Origin of the sequence: Nocardia sp. MDA0666, from assembly GCF_003023875.1 — a bacterium.
GTDB classification, from domain to species: Bacteria; Actinomycetota; Actinomycetes; order Mycobacteriales; family Mycobacteriaceae; genus Nocardia; species Nocardia aobensis.
In genome coordinates, this window is record NZ_PYHT01000002.1 from 59724 (window position 1) to 77090 (window position 17367).

The 17367-nt window shown below is 67.1% G+C and carries 13 protein-coding genes and 1 pseudogene; 8 read left to right on the forward strand and 6 right to left on the reverse strand.

Features of this window, described 5'->3' with window-relative positions:
* Positions 1–7: 7 nt before the first annotated feature.
* Together C8258_RS04795 and C8258_RS04800 are read right to left on the reverse strand one after the other, a co-directional pair.
* Entirely contained in the window at positions 8–2722 is a 2715-nt protein-coding gene (locus tag C8258_RS04795; RefSeq protein ID WP_106954116.1) for a molybdopterin-dependent oxidoreductase, read from the reverse strand.
* Positions 2719–3540 carry an FAD binding domain-containing protein gene (locus tag C8258_RS04800; RefSeq protein WP_106954117.1) on the reverse strand — a complete coding sequence of 274 codons (822 nt, stop codon included), beginning with the start codon at positions 3538–3540 and terminating at the stop codon, positions 2719–2721. The genes C8258_RS04795 and C8258_RS04800 overlap by 4 nt, the downstream gene beginning before the upstream one ends.
* Before the next feature lie 426 nt (positions 3541–3966).
* Between C8258_RS04800 and C8258_RS04805 the strand changes: the two genes are divergently transcribed.
* On the forward strand, positions 3967–4401 hold the full coding sequence (locus C8258_RS04805) for a hypothetical protein (protein WP_106954118.1): 435 nt from the start codon (positions 3967–3969) through the stop codon (positions 4399–4401).
* 159 nt (positions 4402–4560) lie between these two features.
* On the opposite strand, the gene C8258_RS32810 is transcribed toward C8258_RS04805, so the two are convergent.
* Complete coding sequence (locus C8258_RS32810; protein ID WP_199195589.1) at positions 4561–4728, reverse strand: hypothetical protein; 168 nt, start codon at positions 4726–4728, stop codon at positions 4561–4563.
* Positions 4729–5261: 533 nt separating this feature from the next.
* Here C8258_RS32810 and C8258_RS04810 point away from each other — a divergent pair.
* The 6 genes from C8258_RS04810 (at position 5262) to C8258_RS04835 (ending at position 9690) form a co-directional block, all read left to right on the forward strand.
* A complete protein-coding gene (locus C8258_RS04810; RefSeq protein WP_146161164.1) occupies positions 5262–5969 on the forward strand; it encodes a hypothetical protein in 708 nt (235 codons plus the stop codon).
* An 85-nt stretch (positions 5970–6054) separates the two neighbouring features.
* Positions 6055–6693: an HD domain-containing protein gene (locus C8258_RS04815; RefSeq protein ID WP_106954332.1), complete on the forward strand. Its 639-nt coding sequence runs from the start codon at positions 6055–6057 to the stop codon at positions 6691–6693.
* A 41-nt stretch (positions 6694–6734) separates the two neighbouring features.
* Complete coding sequence (locus C8258_RS04820) at positions 6735–7655, forward strand: NADP-dependent oxidoreductase (RefSeq protein ID WP_106954333.1); 921 nt, start codon at positions 6735–6737, stop codon at positions 7653–7655.
* Between the two features lie 59 nt (positions 7656–7714).
* The gene (locus tag C8258_RS04825) at positions 7715–8101 is read left to right on the forward strand and encodes a hypothetical protein (protein ID WP_106954120.1); all 387 of its coding nucleotides are present in this window, start codon (positions 7715–7717) and stop codon (positions 8099–8101) included.
* Positions 8098–8724 carry a TetR/AcrR family transcriptional regulator gene (locus tag C8258_RS04830; RefSeq protein ID WP_106954121.1) on the forward strand — a complete coding sequence of 209 codons (627 nt, stop codon included), beginning with the start codon at positions 8098–8100 and terminating at the stop codon, positions 8722–8724. The genes C8258_RS04825 and C8258_RS04830 overlap by 4 nt, the downstream gene beginning before the upstream one ends.
* Before the next feature lie 231 nt (positions 8725–8955).
* Positions 8956–9690, forward strand: coding sequence for an SDR family oxidoreductase (locus tag C8258_RS04835; protein ID WP_106954122.1), 735 nt, complete (start codon positions 8956–8958; stop codon positions 9688–9690).
* Between the two features lie 76 nt (positions 9691–9766).
* Here C8258_RS04835 and C8258_RS04840 read toward each other — a convergent pair.
* The 3 genes and pseudogenes from C8258_RS04840 to C8258_RS04850 form a co-directional block, all read right to left on the reverse strand.
* Positions 9767–10144 (reverse strand): annotated as a pseudogene (locus tag C8258_RS04840) (TIGR03857 family LLM class F420-dependent oxidoreductase); the annotation flags it as partial.
* A gap of 41 nt (positions 10145–10185) precedes the next feature.
* Positions 10186–11850, reverse strand: coding sequence for a phospholipase D-like domain-containing protein (locus C8258_RS04845; protein ID WP_106954123.1), 1665 nt, complete (start codon positions 11848–11850; stop codon positions 10186–10188).
* 370 nt (positions 11851–12220) lie between these two features.
* Positions 12221–15907 (reverse strand): NACHT domain-containing protein, encoded by a 3687-nt coding sequence (locus C8258_RS04850; RefSeq protein ID WP_106954124.1) that lies wholly within the window; start codon positions 15905–15907, stop codon positions 12221–12223.
* Positions 15908–16134: 227 nt separating this feature from the next.
* Between C8258_RS04850 and C8258_RS04855 the strand changes: the two genes are divergently transcribed.
* Positions 16135–17319: an acyl-CoA dehydrogenase family protein gene (locus C8258_RS04855; RefSeq protein ID WP_106954125.1), complete on the forward strand. Its 1185-nt coding sequence runs from the start codon at positions 16135–16137 to the stop codon at positions 17317–17319.
* The last annotated feature ends 48 nt before the right edge of the window (positions 17320–17367 follow it).

A 17367-nucleotide genomic window follows, 5' to 3' on the forward strand; every position in this document is an offset into this window, starting at 1 on the left:
TCCCGGCTCAGCCGGTGGAGGTCAGCCGGGATGCCCGCAACGCCGGGAAGATCCGGTCGGGCGTCAGCGGTAGCTCGCGGTAGCGGATGCCGGTCGCGTCGTGCACCGCGTTGGCCAGTGCGGGCGCCACGGGATTGACGCAGGATTCGGCGATGCCCTTGGCCCGCACCGGTCCCGCCGAATCGGTCGAGCCGACCAGGATCACCTCGGTGCGCGGAGCGTCGGCGTAGGTCGGGATGCGGTAGTTGCGCAGCGTCGGATTGGTGACGACGCCGTTGGTCATCAGATGGTGTTCGGTCAGGACGAAACCGACGCCTTGGACCACACCGCCTTCGATCTGCCCGCGGACCTGCTCCGGGTTGATCACCACCCCGGCGTCGATCGCCTGCACGCTGTAGAGGATGCGGATCTCGCCCGTCACGCGGTGCACCGCGATCCGGAATCCGTGTGCGTTGCAGGACAGGCTGCGCGGCGAGCCGTATGCCTTGCGCGATTCGGTCAGTCGCGCGCCCCGGCTCCGGGCGGCCACCGCGAGGTCGGCCAGCGGGACGCGGGTGTCACCGCAGCGCACGGCGTCGTCGTCCATGGCACACGATTCCAGGGCGACACCGGTGTGGGCGGCGGCGAAACGCAGGATCCGATCGCGCAACGCCGCCGCGGATCGCGCGACGGCGTTGCCGGCCACGAAAAGTCCCGCGCTGGCGAATGCGCCGGTGTCGAAACCGGTTCTGTCGGTATCGGATTGGACGAGCCGGATCCGCGCCGGGGTGGTTCCCAGCTCGGCCGCCGCGATCTGAACGTGCGCGGTCGAGGTGCCCTCGCCGAATTCGACTGTGCCCACGGCGATTTCGTAGATTCCGTCGTCACCGAGGGTGGCCAGCCCGACCGAGATGTGTTCGGTCGGGGGTGCGGTTTCGTGTATCGAGGCGGCGGTGCCGACGCCGATGGACCAGTCCGCGCCCAGCGCCTGCCCGTCCGGGTGCGCGCGCAGCGCGGCGTCGACGCGGTCGATACACGCGCCCAGCCCGTCCTCGGTGAAGGCGACGTCGTCGGCCTCGTCGTGTATCGACAGCAGCGCGTCGCCCGGGCGAACGATGTTGCGGCGCCGCAATTCCAGCGGATCCATGCCGAGCGCGACGGCCAGTTCGTGCATCGCCGATTCCATCGCGAAGACCGGCTGGGTCATGCCGTAACCGCGCAAGCCGCCGCTGGGCAGGGTGTTGGTGTAGACCACGTAGCCGTCGAACTTCTTGTTGGGGCAGCGGTAGGCGGCGACGGCCGAGCCCCCGGCGAACAGCGTCTCGCCGCCGTGGTTGCCGTACGCGCCGGTATTGGAGACGTTGCGGAAGTGGATCGCGGTCAGGGTGCCGTCGGCGCGCGCCCCCAGCTTCACGGTGATCTTCATCGGATGCCGGGTCGGGGCGCTGGTGAACTCCTCCTCACGGGTGTATTCCAGGCAGGTCGGCCGGCCGGTGTCCAAGGTTGCCAGCGCGACCAGGTCTTCGCTGAGCACCTCCTGTTTGCCGCCGAAACCACCGCCGACACGTTCGCAGAAGACCCGGATCTGATCGGGACGCAGGTCGAACAGGTGGGCGAGTTTGCCCTTGGCGACCCACGGCGATTGCGAACTGGTCCGCACGTGCAGCCGGCCCGCGTCCATCCAGGCGATCGATCCGTGCGTCTCCAGATGCACGTGCTGCACCCGTGGTGAGAAGTAGGTGCCTTCGTGAACGACGTCGGCCTCGGCAAAACCCGCTGCGGTATCGCCGATTTCGTCGTGCAGTTCGACGAGGATGTTGTGGGTCGGGTCCTGGACGAACGGATCGTCGCAGCCGTGCAGTTGTGGCGCGCCGAAGCCCATCGCCTGCTCGGGATCGAACACCGCGGGCAGCACCTCGTACTCGACGACGACCCGGCGGCAGCCCTCCTCCGCCGCGGCGACCGAATCGGCGAGGACCGCGACGACCCGCTGGCCGACGAAACGCACGACGTTGTCCAGGATGTAGGTGTCGTCGGGGTCGACGAGGTGGTCGGTGTGGACGGCGGTGGTGAACAGCTTGCGCGGCACGTCTTCCCAGGTGTAGACGCGTTGTACGCCCGGCACGGCCAGCGCCGCGGACTTGTCGACGGAGACGATGCGCGCGTGCGCATGGGGGGAGTGCAGCACTTTCAGATGGAGCATGCCCTCGGGTTCGGTATCCATCGTGTACTCGGCGCGGCCGGTCACCACGCCGGTGGCGGCCGGTGCGGCGACGCTGGTGCCGATGACGGCGCCCGGTTCCGCCACCTCGACCGCGCAGACGCCGTTGATCGCGTCCTCGACGGCCCGATAGCCGGTGCAGCGGCAGAGATTTCCCTTCAGCGCGTGTGGCAGGTCCTGCTTCTGTTCGTCGGTCAGGGCCGCCGCGGTCATGATCATGCCGGCGGTGCAGAAGCCGCACTGGAATCCGGGGGCGTCGCGGAACTGCCGCTGCATCGGATGCGGATTCTCGGGCGTCCCGAGCCCCTCGATCGTCGTCACCTCGTGCCCGTCCGCGCGGAATGCCGGTGTGATGCAACTGTGCACGGGACGCCCGTCCAGCCAGACGGTGCAGGCGCCGCAATCGCCGGCGTCGCAGCCCTTCTTCACCCCGAACCAGCCCAAATGCCGCAGGAAGGTCCGCAGGCACTGTCCGGGCCGCGGCTGCTGGGAGAACGTCTTGCCGTTGACGACGAAGCTCATCTCGCGCCTCCGAGTTCGGCCCGGAGTTCCTCGGCGTAGTGCCGGGCGAGGTGTCTGCGGTGCTCCGGTGTGCCGTTGGGGTCGGCGAACCATACGTCCGCCGGGATCGCGTCGATACGGTCCCGCACGGTGTCGGCGCCGGGCGCGGAATCGAAACGCAGGACAATCGGATATGCGGTTGCCGCTGTGATGCTGAGGGTCAGGTCGTCGGTGCCCGGCGTTCGGGTGGCGACCATGAATATCGTGGACCTGCCCAGCTTGGTCAGCGTGAATCGCCGGTGCGCGTACGATTTCCGTAACGCGTCGGCAGGGATATGAATGCTGCGCAGTATTTCGCCCGGCCCCAGCGCATTCAGGTGATCGCCGCCCACGAAATTCTCGGCCGCAACCGTTCGCTCCGTCCCGTCCGTCGCCCACAAGCGATAGGTCGCCTCGAGTGCCACGCTCATGGTGATCATCGGACCGGCCGGCAGCGACATGCAGATGTTGCCGCCCACGGTGGCGGCGTTCCATACCTTGAACGACGCCAGGAACGCATCGCAGCTGGTACGCAGCAGACTGCCGGCGGACCAGTCCTCCGGCGGAGCGAACTCGTGCAACTCCCTGATCGTGCACGTCGCACCGATTTCCAGACCCTCGTCGGCAGGCACCAGGGCGGGCCAGCCGAGCGCGGTGAGATCGACGAGCCGGCGCAAGGTAGGCTGCGGTTCGGAGAACAACCACGTCCCCCCGGCCAGCCACGCATCTCCGGCGTGCCAGTCGGAACCCGGTCGGGACGAGGGCCGGCGAATGACGTCCTCGACGGTGTTCAGATCCATACGAGCCTCCAAGACCCGCGACCGGCTCTGCTGGACATATCGACTCTAGAGTTTTACTCCGATACCGGTGGCGTTTCGCAATATTTCGCATTTGCCGATAAATTGCTTGGTATTTTCTCGCATATCCGATCAATGGTCTGTCGCGACGGATCGCCGAAACTCACGTCGCGATTCCGCCCGCGGGCCCCAGGAGCAGACCGCCGCGCCGCAATCCCTCGCCCGCGGCGAGACGGTGGCAGCGAGGCGGTGTCGAGTCCCTCCACCGCAGGCTCCGGGCTCATCCGAAAGTGGTTGGGCTCGGTCGGTTCCGGCGGACGCGCGGAGCCGCGCGTCCGAAGTCCCTTGCCGAGACGGTTGTTTGACGGCCCGAAAGCCGGTTATTTCCGAACTACAACAGTCCATCGATGTTGAGAATCGGTAGTAGCCATGATTGTATTCATCGGATTGATCATTCTGTTCGCCGCAGTGGTGGTCGGAATCGCCGCAGCACTGGCCAATTCTGGCGACACGCACGTGCTGGCGACCGAATTCACCGTCTTCGGAGCCCATTTCACTCCCACTCAGAACGAGCTGTTCGCCGCCGGCGCGGCCCTCGGTGCGGTCGGCATGCTCGGCTTGGGCATCGCCCTCACCGGGGCGTTCTCCTCGGCGCGCCGCCATGCGGAGATCCGGCGCGAACTGCGGCACTCGCGCCGCGAAATGACCGCCACCCGTAGGGATCTCGCGAAGACACCGCCGGCCCAGCCGGCCGTCGCGAAGACAGCGCCCGCGCAGCCGGCGGCCACGCCGAAACCGCGCCTGCGCAATCCCTTCACCCGGCGCGGCGCCGGAGTGTCGGGCACCGCACAACCGCAACCCTGACGCCGACTCGCCTCGGCGGTCACGAACGAAGGAACAGGCCTGGGATACGGTGCGTGCCAGCGTATCCCAGGCCTTCGTGCGCTTCCGGCGACTCACAACTCCGTTACGGACGCTTCGAACAGGAGGCGAGTGTGTTCGTCTCCGTCATCGCCCGCCGTGTTACGAACGCTGCACGAACCTGAGATAGAACGCGGCGAACACCAGCACGATGCCGACATTCACCAGCAGTCGTTCCCGGAAATGGTGCCGGAAGAACAGGATGTCCACGCTCACCACGACGGCCACGAGCGCGAGCACGTAGACAACGACGGCTGCCTGCCTTCCCATGGTCTCTTTCTACGCTTGGTTGCCGCGGCAGGAGGAAATTTCGGGGGAGGCCTCCTCGCTCCGCGTTTGCTCCGCGTCCGTGTTTCGACGCCGGGCGGTGGCCGGGGCGGCGTGAGTCGCTCGGGCAGTTGGCGGCTGACAGCCGCCGGTCGGCGGGACAGCTAATCAGCGGCATGCATAGCCGTGTTCCATCCTGGGCTGTGTGGATGTGTCGCGTGTCGCCCGCCACCGATGGACTGCCACAAATTTGCCAAGTCGCGTCGGTGGCTGCGCCCGCAGCTCGTGTTCGAGGTTTCGAAACCGGAAATCGTCATTCGATCGACGCACATGGATTCGACGTTTCTTCACTGTCCGGTCCCGGTTGGAGCTTAAACTACCTCAGCTGCAACGTGCACCACCATGCGAGAGGGTCGGGACAAACTCGAAGATATACACCCGGGAGGTGTGAAATGCCGGAGACTGGTCATCGGCGCATGTCACGTCCACTGTTGATTGCGAGCATGTTGCCGCTTGCGGTCTTTTTAGGCACGGGAGTGGCCACCGCGTCTCCCGGTGATCTCGTTCTCACTCCGGCCGATGCTGCGCATGCGCCCGCTGTGCCGCCGCTGGCAGTGGACTGGCAAACGGTGGCGCACGACGTGCAGGGGTTACTTCCCTTCCCGCTGCCATTGCCGCCCGCCGAGGGACCTGTCGTTCAGGACAATTCGGCTGTCGCCCCGCAGAACGCACCCGTCGACGATGCTTCGGCCCCGGCTGTGACGGCTGACGCACTGGCCGCCGCCACCGCGGCCGCGGTACCCGTCGATCCGGTGGCCGCCACACCGGTCCCGGTCGCGGATGCGCTGCCCGTCGAGGATCAGCATCCGATCGAGACGTTCTGCGAACAGGTTCCGGCCGATCCCGATCGCTGCGCCGCGACGGTGGTCGACGCGGGCGTCGGCGCGGCCATCGGCGCCGGCATCGGTGCGGCGGTGTCCGCGCCGCTCGCGATCCCGGCCGCGGCACTCGGTGCGGCCGCCGGCTTCGTCGTCGGTCTCCCGTTCCTGCCGACCGGCGTGGTGGTCGGACCGCTGGTCGGCGCTGCCGTCGGCGCCGCGATAGTCGCCGGTCCCGCGGCCGCGCTCGGCGGGGCACTCGGCGCGGCGGTCGGCGCGATCGTCGGGCTCACCGCGCCCCTCCCGCCGAACCCCGCCCCGACCGACGCGCCCGTTCCAGCCGACGCGCTCGTCTCCGCGGCGTAAGGCACTGTCATCGCTCCGGTCTCATCCCCCCGTGGTCGTCCCGACCGCGGGGGGATGAGGTATGCAGAGTCGCAGGGGAGACGTCATGCCAGAGGACATCGCCGGGTTGAGGATTCCCGACACTGCTGCGGTCGTCGAAGCGACCCGGCACATTCGGGAGACCACCAGCCCTCTCATCTATCACCATTCCAGGCGGGTATTTCTCTTCGGCCTCCTCCACGCCGACAGGCTCGCCCTGACGCCCGATCCGGAACTGTTGTACCTGGCGGCCATATTCCACGACAGCGGCCTGCTGACCCCTTTTTCCGACGCCGTTCAACGTTTCGAGGTCGACAGCGCCGACCACGCACGGAAGTTCCTTGTGGCGCACGGATTTTCGACCACCGCAGCCGAAAGGGTCTGGACTGCGGTCGCGCTGCACACCACGCCGGGCATTCCGGCTCGGATGGCGGCGGAGATCGCGGCCACGCACCTCGGCGTCCTCACCGATGTGGTGGGCTTCGGCATGGACGTACTGGACCACGACCAGCTGAGCGAAATCCTCGCGGCCCACCCGAGGGGGGATTTCAAGAAGGAGTTCCTGCGAACCTACGTCGACGGACTCCGGAACCGTCCGGAAACTACCGACGGCACAGTGAATTCGGATGTGCTCGAGCATTTCATCCCCGGCTTCCGGCGCACGACAACGGTCGAGAGCATCCTCGGCTCGCCGTGGCCGAGCTGACCGGCCGCCGCCACGGGCGACGCCCCGGAAAGGACTCCAGCATGCGAGCGATCACCGTGCGCGACCGTGATTCCGGTATCACCGGGCTCACGTTGACCGACATGCCCTACCCGCACGCCGCGGAGAACGATGTCGTGGTGCGGGTGCACGCCGCCGGCTTCACGCCCGGCGAACTCGAGTGGCCGACGACCTGGTCCGACCGCGCCGGTCGCGATCGGACGCCCACCATCCCCGGGCACGAGCTGGCCGGGGTCGTGGTCGAACTCGGCTACGGAACCACCGGTCTCGCCGTCGGCCAGCGGGTTTTCGGGCCGACCGACTGGGCGCGCGACGGATCGCTGGCCGAATACACCGCGGTGGAGGCTCGCAACCTCGCCCCGCTCGCGGCCGATATCGACTACACCGTGGCCGCCGCGCTGCCCATTTCGGGCCTGACCGCATGGCAGGGGTTGTTCGACCACGCGCACCTGACGTGCGGGCGGACGGTCCTGATCCACGGCGCCGCGGGCGGTGTCGGCTCGATCGCCGTGCAGCTCGCGCGCGAGGTGGGCGCACACGTGATCGGCACCGGCCGAGCCGGCGACCGTGACATCGTGCTCGGACTCGGCGCACAGGCCTTCCTCGACCTGGACGGCGACGACCTGCGGGACGCCGGTGCGGTGGACGTGGTATTCGACGTCATCGGCGGCCGAATCCTCGAGCGATCGACCGAATTGGTCCGTCCCGGTGGCACTCTCGTCACCATCGCCATGCCGCCCACCACGCAGCCCAGGGACGGGCGGGCCGTCTTCTTCGTCGTCGAACCCGACCGCGCGCGCCTGGCCGACCTCGCCGAGCGGGTCAGGAAGGGGCGGCTCGAGCCCATCGTCGGCTCCGTACGACCGCTCGCCGAGACCGCGTCCGCGTTCGCCCGCCGCCATCGCACGCCCGGCAGAACGATCATTCGGATCGCCGACGAATAGCGCCGATGTGCCGAGGAGCGCATTGACGTATTGACTGGCCGGTCATTAGTGTTGACTGCATGGTCAATAAGACGTCCGACGCACCGGTCGAGCCCGACCGTCTCGGCATGCTGGTGTGGGCCTATCTCGTGACTGCGGTCGCAACCGTTGTCGCCCTGGCGATTCTGTCGGTGACGGCCCCGCACGAGGCACCGCGCGAGGCGTGGGGGCACGCGGTGATCGTCGCGGCGTTCGCGGTGCTGCTGCCCTTGCGGTTCCGGTCCGCACGTCGTGGCAGCGTCACGGCGCTGCGTGCCGTCGGCGTAATCGCGGCCGCGCTGTTCCTGGTGAACGTCATCGAGGCGTTGCTACCGCACTTCGTCCCCGGGTGGATGCGAGTGGAGATGCTCGGCATCGCCGTGCTGATGGCACTGATCATCGTCCTGGTCGTTCGCGAGCGGATATGACGGCCGCGAATCAGCGCGCCCGGCAGCGGCTCAGCGCCGAGGCCCGCCGCCTCCAGTTGGAGACCGCCGCGATCGAGATCGTCGGACGGGACGGGCTGGCCGCGGCCACCGCCGATGCGATCGCACGCGCCGCCGGGGTGTCGAAAGGCTTGCTCTGGCACTACTTCACCGACTTCGACGACCTGATGGCACACGCCGCCCGGCGCGCGTTCACCTCGCTCGAAGCGGACGTAGCGGCCGATATCGACCTCGACGCCGATGTCGACGATCTGCTGCGAGCGGCGATTCGGCGCGCGGCGCAACTGCCCGCGACGCATGGCGCCGAGCTGCGAACGATCCGCCAGATCGTGCTCAATCTGGGCGCGTTCGGCGGCGGTGCCGCGCTTCGCGACCGCGAGTACAGCGCCCTGTATGCCCGGCAGGCCACACTCCTGCGGCGCGGTCAGGAACAGGGGCAGCTGCGCGCGGATCTCGATCCGCACCTGCTGGCGGTGACCTACCAGGGGATGGTCGACAGCATGCTCGAATACCTCGACACGAACCCGGACATCGACCCCCTCACCTACGCCGACCACGTCGCCGACGTACTCCTGGCCGGGATCACCCCGACGCGGAAACGATGAACCGGGCACGTTCCTCGTCGGATCACGAGACGGCAGCAACTCGGCAGCGCCGTCGAAACCCTCTCAGCGCATCGACCTAGCCCGCGACCGCACGCCGATAAGATTGCTGCGCTGAACTACGAAGCCGCCACGGCGCTTTACGCTCCGCCGACCGAGGCAGGCGCAACGCCCTGACACCTGTGGCCCTGGTGATCCGGGCCTCCGAGTTCGAACCCAAAGGTAGGAGCATTCATGAAAGTCTCCGTCATCGGCACCGGACTGATCGGCTCCCAGGTCATCGAGCGTCTCACCGCTGCGGGAAACGAGGCGACCGGACACTCCCGCTCGACCGGCCTCGACCTGCTCACCGGGCAGGGCCTCGACGGCGCGCTGGACGACGCCGAGGTCGTCGTGAACGTAACCAACTCGCCGACCTTCGACGACGCGTCCCTCGACTTCTTTCGCACCACGGTGACCAACCTGCTGGCCGCCGCGCAGGCCGCCGGTGTCGGGCACCTGGTGACACTGTCCATCGTCGGCGTCGACCGGGTGCCCGCCCTTGCCTACTACCGGGCGAAGACCCTGCAGGAGAACCTGGTCGAGGCAGGCCCTATCCCGTACTCGATCGTGCGCGCCACCCAGTTCATGGAGTTCATCGCGCCGACGATGGATTCGACCACCGAGGGCGACGCCATCCACCTGCCCGCCACCCCGATCCAGCCCATCAGCTCCGCGGAGGTCGCCGCCGAGGTCGCGGCGGTGGCCACCGGCTCACCGCTGCAGGGCATTCGCAACATCGCCGGCCCCGACGTCTTCGCTCTCGACGAACTCGGCCGCCTCACGCTGGAAGCCACCGGCGACCACCGCCACGTCGTCACCGACAACACCGCGGGCCTGTTCGCCGCGGTCGAAGGCGACGAGCTGACAGCGCCCCCCGACGCCCACCTGGCCGCCACCCACTACCGCGACTGGCTGCGCTCGCACTGACCGAATGCGCCTGCCGGGCGGAGATGATCGGCGCTCGTGGGTATTCCGGTGGCAGGTGCGCACCTCCGGCTTCCCGTCAGGCCCGGTCGGCGCGGTAGGCGTCGAGGATCGGTGCCAGTTCGTCCGGGGTGGCGCCGTGCAGAATGACTCGGTCTGCGCCGTCACCGAATTCGTCGCGGATGCGCCGGACGCACTGCTCGGGTGTGCCGGTGGCGGCGGAGGCGAGCCACTCGTCGGGGATCAGGCCGGCGATGTGTTCGATCTGGGCGGTGGTGGCCTTGCTGTCGATTCCGCCGCCGATCGACTGCACGATCGGGTCGTCGCGGAAGCGTTGCAGCACAGCGGGATCCCAGTCGTTCGTGCGGACCAGGAGGTCGCCGTAACCCTGGAGGTAGGTCGCGAGGCGTGCGACGGTCTTCTTCAGTCGCAGTTCCTCGGGGAGGTGGTCGCCGACGGGCAGGACCACCCCCGCACGGCGCCCGCGCTCCGCGCCGGCTATGCGACCCAGAAGTCGATCTCGCGGATCTGAGGGCTGTCGGGCTTCAGGTACCAGCTCTGCCAGGAGTCGCTGTCGACCAGGCCCTGCCATCGCAGATTCGGTGGTTGCAGGTGCCGGCGGAAGCGCCACCGGTACTGGTTGTAGACGGACATGATGTTCGTCGCGTACGCGTCGGCCAAGCCCGGCGTATCGCGAATGAGGAGCAGGTTCTCGTCGTTGGTCCCGCTGGCTTTCGGGCCCAGGTTGTGCGACCCGGTGAGCACGACGGGGTTCGCCCCGAAGGGGTCGATCACGATGACCTTGCTGTGCACCATCGCGAATGCTCGATCCAGCTTCTTCAATTCTTCGCGGAAGAACATGGTCGGCGCGTCGATGGCTGCGGGGAGCACGACGTCGAAGTCGGCCTTCTCGGTGTTGTCCTGATCGAACAGGTGCACCGGATTGGCCGTGGTGCTCGGGTCCTGATTGAGGACGCCGCGAATGTAGAGACGCCGGTCGTCGGGTCGTCCCGCGCGAGCCGTGTCCAGAATCGTGTTGAGCAGGGTGTCCTTCGGTCCCGGATTGAACATCAGGAAGAGGATGCCGGTCTCCGCGCCCGTGATGAGCGTGCGTGCGTCGTCGAGGTCGACCTGTCCGACGGTCGGGGTGAACCACAGTCGCACCCGGGCCGGATCCACCGTCTCGTCCCGGGGTGTGCTGTTGTCGGTGCGCAGGCTCGCCGGTGTGGCATCGCCCGCCTGCTCGAGCAGGTCCCACTGGTGCCGATACTGCTCGGCGAGGTCCGGGTCCTCGATCAGGAGCGAATTGTTGGCCTGAGTGCACAACCCGGTCATGGTCCAATTCTGGCTGCCGGTCCACACCCATCGCGGTGTGGATTCCTGGTCGCAGACGACCAGGAACTTGTTGTGTCCCAGAGCGCGCGGCGAACACATGCGATCGTGCAGGTCGATCTGCCCACGCAGTTTGTCGCGCGCCTCGGCGTTCTGATCGTCCCCCTTCTTCTTCACGCTCCCGTTCGCCAGTACGACGTGCGCATGCTCGCCCAGCTCGGCCAGGGCGGCTTCCAGCTGAGGATCGTCGAGTTCGTACAACGCCGCGTATACCTCGGATCCGTCCCCGGCGGCCTTGTCGAGCAGCGTGAACAACCGCGTGCCCAGTGGTCCGGCGAGGTAGTTCCGAAGTGGATCGCCGGTGGTCTCGAGTACGGTTTCCAGCTTCGCGTTCTGCAGTTCGTGGCCGGTGACCCCCAATCGGCGCGAGACCCACTGTGCGGCAACGATTCCGCGGTTGAATACCGCCTCGATATCGGGCGATGCCATATGCGTCAGGGTGATCTCGTCGGTCCAGTCGCTCGCCGCGTCCGGGTCGGGGCGCAGGTTGGCTTTGTCGTCCCCGACCATCGGCAGGACCCGATATGCCACCTTGTCGCCGGGATCGGCCATGTAGTCGGTCCATTGATATTTCTGAATCGGCCAGTTCGTGGACGCGCGACGTTCGCCGGCGGTGGCCTGGTCGTCGGTGAAGCCGACCCAAGTGCTGACGACCTCTTCGATGCCGTTGCGTCGCCGCATGAGCGCGAAACCGCGGCACCCCGGAATGAACCCGTCGGGTTTCCATGCGATCAGTGCGTCGTCGCCGTTGTGATGAATTCGTACCAACATGTCTTTCGCCCTTCGGAAGAGGATTACCAGGGCGAACAGATAAACGTAGTTCACGCCGGGAGTTCGCTTGTGGGGCGTAGTCGAAACCCGCCGTCGTCATCCGGACGCAAATCCCGGAAACCGGATCACCCGGTGATCCAAAAGGTGTGGTGCCCTTGAATTTTAGTGGCTGTCACACAGTGTGGGGAGAGCCATTTATACTCGAATCCGCCTGATATTTCCGTTTGAATCCGGGTAGCGTTCTACCCGAGATTTCGACCGTTCCGACTGTCATAGTGGGAATGGCGTGCGGTGCCGGGCGCCCCGTGCCGAGCGGTGCTATTTCGGGGCGATACCGGGTGATTCACATTGGGCGTCGCCGGTTAAGCTCTCATCGGGGCGAAGGTAGTTCGAGTACGCGGTTGTCGTAGGGGTTCGTTACGTACAGGTTGTGCGCATCATCTACAGCGATGCCCTGCGGCCGCTTGAGTCCGGTCATCTCCACCCTCTCGGGGTCGGTCGATCCGGCACGAAGCTTCACTACTCGGCCGTTCCAGGCGCAGACATACAGGGTGTCTTCCGCGTCGACGGCGATCCCGCTCGGTTTGTCGAGGCCGTCCAACGGCAGTGCCGTCGCGACCGTTGATCCTATGGTCAACTTCAATACGCGATTGCGGCCGGCTTCGACGGCGTACACGGTTCCCGCGGAGTCGATCGCGACACCCGTGACGTGGACGAGTTTCGGGAACGGAAGAGCGATCGCGGTCATCGACCCGGCCGGCAGCTTCCAGACGATACCGGTGCCGTTGTCGGAAACGTAGACGTCGCCCGATTCGCTGACGCCCAGGCCGAAGGGCTTCACCAGTTCCGGGAAGGGCAATATCGCCGGGACGATCGATCGTGGGCTCAACTCGAGAACGTGATGTCTGTCGCTGTCGGCGATATAAAGATTGTTTGCTCGGTCGACCGCCAGCGTGAACGTTATTCCGAGGTCGGCTATTTCGAGCATGGATGGCGCCGGCTCATCCTTCTGCCATCGCCACAGCCGGCCGAGGGCGGCGTTCTTGTCGACGACGTCGCCGCTCTTCTCGAACGTCGTGCCGGCCACGTACAGCGTTCCAGCGTGGTCGGCCGCGACACCGAGAGGTATGGAAACATCGTCGAAGGGAAGTGTGGCCGCGTTGGTCCGCGCGAGCGACTCGCGGCGTTCATACGCATGGTGCACGAGCGCGGCAACAGACGACAGCGCCAGGAACACGGCGGCTGCGAGGACGAGTGCGGTGTGTATTCGGCTGTGCGGGAAGGGCCGTCGCCCGTCGGCGGCGAGCCGGTCCTGCAACAAGGCATGCCGGAATTGGTAGACGCTGCCGACTTGGCGCAGCACGCCGCGGCGGTGGGCGACGCGGTAGAACTCCATGTCCCGCAACGGCATTCGACCGGCCAGCCACAACCAGACGGAGGTGATCGTGTGCCGGCCGGAGGCCGTGAGGAAATAGGAGATCACGAAGAAGGCGACGGCGAAGACGCCGATGTCCTCGGCGCCGAGCGTGGCGGTCCGGCTGATCGCGGTGTGGAGCCAGGTGGCCGCGCCGGCGGCGACCGCATAGGCGAGGCTGTAGACGACGGCCGCTCGTCGATCCAGTCGTAGCGACGCCAGCGGTCCGATCGGTCGGTCCAACGTGACCGGCCGATCCAGCGCGACCGCGAGTATTCCGACAGCGAGGCCGAACGGCAGACCGACGAGGAGGCAGTCTCGTGCCTTCTCCCCGGCGTCGGAAAGGTCGGCCGCGAACCAGAGCGCCACCGTTCCCGCCGCCCCGGCGATCGTGGAAACGATGAGCAGACGCAGGAGTCTGCCTCGCAGTCGCAGCTCCAGGCTCATCGGCCGCGGTTCCCACGGCAGGAATCCCACAACGACTGCGGGGCCGAGGGCGAGCCGGATACCGGCCTTCCCAGTGCGCAGAACCGGACCCCATCCGGCCGTGCCGCTGAGCAGCATGTCTTTAGCGAACGGTAGTACGACCGCGCCGGCGAGGGCCCCGGCCATGGTGACCGTGACCGCTGCGAAAATCCGGGGCTGGCAGAGCGTTGTCCGTACGGCGCCGGCTTCGAAGACCGGCCGCAGAATGTGACGGGCGAGTTGCACCGCGACTGCCGAGCAGATTCCGACGGTCGACCCCACTGCCAGCCACTCGCGCAGTGCGACGAGAACTGCTTCGCGTACGGACTCGTGCTTCACCACAACATGTTCGGTATACACGCCGATCGCAAAGATGAGTCCGAAAACCACCCCGACCACGGCCGCCGTGCCCGCGAACGGTCCGATCCTCGCCCGGACTCGCCGGGCGGCGGTGTCGGTGATGCGGGGCGATTCTCGAAGAGCAGCAGCCGGCGACCGTGCCGGCGGCACGCGGAGAAATCCGACGACGAGTGCGATGAGCAAGAAGCTTTCCGCGACGTATTGTCCAACGGCGACTGCGCTCTCGACCATCGCGGATCGATAGCTCACATCGGCCCATGCCCAGTAGCTCAGCCCGGTGGCGGTGAAGGCAGCGACGAATCCCAGGGCCATCACCATGGTGAAGCGTTCAGCCTGGCGGCGGAATCCCGGCCGCTCGCGGTCGAGGTCTGCCGGGCCGAAGAAGGCGATGACGACCGCGGCGAGCAGTCCCAGCCGAACTGCCCACTCGACACTCTCGTCCCATCTCATCGATGCGAAGCGATGGGTCGGCCATGACGCCACGATCGTCACTGCCATCACGAGTACCCCGACCGCGAGTCCCGACACCGCCGCGAACAATGGCGTCGGAATGGCGAGATGCCGCTTCCACCAGGCTAATTCGCGTTCGCCGGACCGATCGAGGTCGCCTGCCAGGAAGCGCAGTCGACGTTCGGCCTCGACCACCGCGTCGCCGTTGCGACCCGCGGGCGAGCTCTCGCTCGCATAGCCGGCGGGGATCGCCTGGTCGAGGAGGTGAGTCTCGACTGCCTCCCGGGAATCGAAGGCGGTGGCGTCGAGCAGCTCGCCGGGATCGGCGCGTCCGTCACTGTAGGCGGCCCGCGCCAGCGAGGTCATCAACGGTGTCGTCAATACCGAGGCCAGGCGATCCTGCGGATGGTCGTGGAGATGGGTGAGGATGGGATCCCACTTGTTTGCTCCCCGCCGCGGCGCCGACGTGACCCGCAGATAGGCCGCGACCTCCTCGAGTCCGAGCGGGGTCAATTCGATCACCGCGGCGGCGGTCACGACGTCGCCGGCAGCGTCGACCGCGGCCTCGTACTCCGCCGAGCGGCTGGTCAGCAGGAGCGGGTCGCCGACGGTGAGGGTGCGATTCAACGCGGTGATCACCTCGCCGCGCAGCTCTTCGGGGACTTCGTCGAGGCCGTCCAGAACCGGCCAGATCCGGCCCCGGATGATCAAATCGTGCGCCAGCGTCGATCCCGATGCGCCGCGGCCGCCGAGCAGTGGATAGTCCACGCACAACCGCGCTTCCATCCACGCCGCCAGGCTCGCCTCGCCCGGATTCCACGAGGCGACCGGCATCAATACCGGGACGGGATCGCCGGGGCTTCGGCGTCGCACCGCGGTGAGGGTGAATTGCATCGCGAGCACGGATTTGCCCGATCCGGGTTCGCCGAGGACCACCAGCCGCCGTGAGGGGATCCGCTCGAAGACCTCGACGATCTCGCAGAGCCGTCCTCCCAGTTCGATCGGGGTGTCGCAGCCTTCGACGCCGCGGATCACCTCCCAGTAATCCATCACCCCGTCTCGTCGACAGTTCTCCCAGTGCAGTTGCAGCGGCCGCGGGTCGGGCAGCCGGCGCAATCTCTCCTCCGCCTGCCACTGCTCACGCACCGCGCCGGCCAGCGCCTCCAAGGCGGCATCGGGATCGACGGTGGTCCGCTGTCCCGGCCATCGTGCCGCCACCGCGGTCAGCACGCCGATGACCGCGGTGATCAGGCCGGCGACCTTTCCGATGGTTTCCCATCCGGATGCGAGCCAGACCCACAGCAGCAGTCCGGTAACTCCGATCAGGGCGATTCCGGCAGGCAGCCGGCGCGCCCACGTGGTACCCACGACACCATTCCCTCGTTCGGAAAGGCCACCGGTACGTCCGAGCCGGCGGCTCGCCTCGGTGTGAAGCAATGTGCTCAGCGTGGCTCGCCCGCGTGTGTTCCACACGAGTAGTCCGCTACCTCAATCGCTCGCCCGGCCCTTCGCCCGGGCCCCCGACCGCGATCCGGTGTTCCGATGAGTAGGAGACTCAGGTCACAAATGCGGGCCGAGCCGCCAAGCTGGGCCGTATGTCCAACACAGTGATCGGCAGTATCGACAGCATCGCCGAGGAGATTCGCAACGGGGCCGACGAGGGTGATTCGCTGGGCCGGCTGCCCGACGATATGGCCAAAGGGCTGAAGGACGCCGGCGTCATCCGGATGCTGCAGCGCAAGAAGTACAACGGCTACGAGTCGCATCCGCGCGAATTCGCCGAGACGGTGATGAAGACCGCGAGCCTCTACGGATCCGCGGGCTGGGTGGCCGGGATCGTCGGCGTGCACCCGTGGCAGCTCGCCTTCGCCGATCCGAAGGTGCAGGAGGAGGTTCTCGGCGAGGACACCGATACCTGGATGGCCTCGCCGTATATGCCGGGCGGTGTCGCGGTGCCGGCCGACGGCGGATACGTCATGAGCGGGCGCTGGCAGTTCTCCTCCGGCACCGACCACTGTGACTGGATCTTCCTGGGTGCTCTGGTGGGCGATGCGGACGGCAAGCCGGTCATGCCGCCGCAGCCGCTGCATGTGATCCTGCCCCGCTCGGACTACGAGATCGTGGCGGACTCGTGGGATGTCGTCGGGTTGCGCGGCACCGGCAGCAAGGACATCGTGGTGAAGAACGCGTTCATCCCCGAGTACCGGGTGATGGATCAGGGCAAGGTCATCGACGGGAGCGCGGCCGCGGAATACGGCGTCACGGAAACGCTGTACAAGATGCCGTGGTCGACCATGTTCCCGCTGGGGATCACCTCGGCGACGATCGGCATCTGTGAGGGCGTGCTGGCCGCCGGCATCGACTATCAGCGAAATCGGGTGGGGGCCACCGGAACTCTGGTCAAGGACGACCCCTACGTCCTGCACGCACTCGGCGAATCCGCCTCCGAGATCGATGCCGCCCGGCAGCAGTTGCTGGCCAATGTCGACCGCATCTGGGACCTGGTCGACGCGGGCAAGGAGATCGATTTCGAAATGCGCGCCCGAGTGCGCCGGGACCAGATCCGGTCGGCGTGGCGGGCGGTCCGCGCCGCCGACGACATCTTCGACCGCGCCGGCGGCAACGCGCTGCGCATGGACAATGCGCTGCAACGATTCTGGCGCGATGCCCACGCCGGGCTGCACCACGCCATTCACGTCTCCAGCACGACCTATCACGCCGCCGCCATGGCTTCGCTGGGTGTGGAAGTGCCGCAGGGTCCCCTGCGCGTGATGATCTGACCGAGCCCGAACAGAACGCGAGTTATCTCATGATCGAAAGCGGTTGTC

Coding starts and splice junctions, on each gene's coding strand:
- C8258_RS04795 (WP_106954116.1), bottom strand. CDS start 2,722: ATGAGCTTCGTCGTCAACGGCAAGACGTTCTCCCAGCAGCCGCGGCCC.
- C8258_RS04800 (WP_106954117.1), bottom strand. CDS start 3,540: ATGGATCTGAACACCGTCGAGGACGTCATTCGCCGGCCCTCGTCCCGA.
- C8258_RS04805 (WP_106954118.1), top strand. CDS start 3,967: ATGATTGTATTCATCGGATTGATCATTCTGTTCGCCGCAGTGGTGGTC.
- C8258_RS32810 (WP_199195589.1), bottom strand. CDS start 4,728: ATGGGAAGGCAGGCAGCCGTCGTTGTCTACGTGCTCGCGCTCGTGGCC.
- C8258_RS04815 (WP_106954332.1), top strand. CDS start 6,055: ATGCCAGAGGACATCGCCGGGTTGAGGATTCCCGACACTGCTGCGGTC.
- C8258_RS04820 (WP_106954333.1), top strand. CDS start 6,735: ATGCGAGCGATCACCGTGCGCGACCGTGATTCCGGTATCACCGGGCTC.
- C8258_RS04825 (WP_106954120.1), top strand. CDS start 7,715: ATGGTCAATAAGACGTCCGACGCACCGGTCGAGCCCGACCGTCTCGGC.
- C8258_RS04830 (WP_106954121.1), top strand. CDS start 8,098: ATGACGGCCGCGAATCAGCGCGCCCGGCAGCGGCTCAGCGCCGAGGCC.
- C8258_RS04835 (WP_106954122.1), top strand. CDS start 8,956: ATGAAAGTCTCCGTCATCGGCACCGGACTGATCGGCTCCCAGGTCATC.
- C8258_RS04845 (WP_106954123.1), bottom strand. CDS start 11,850: ATGTTGGTACGAATTCATCACAACGGCGACGACGCACTGATCGCATGG.
- C8258_RS04855 (WP_106954125.1), top strand. CDS start 16,135: ATGTCCAACACAGTGATCGGCAGTATCGACAGCATCGCCGAGGAGATT.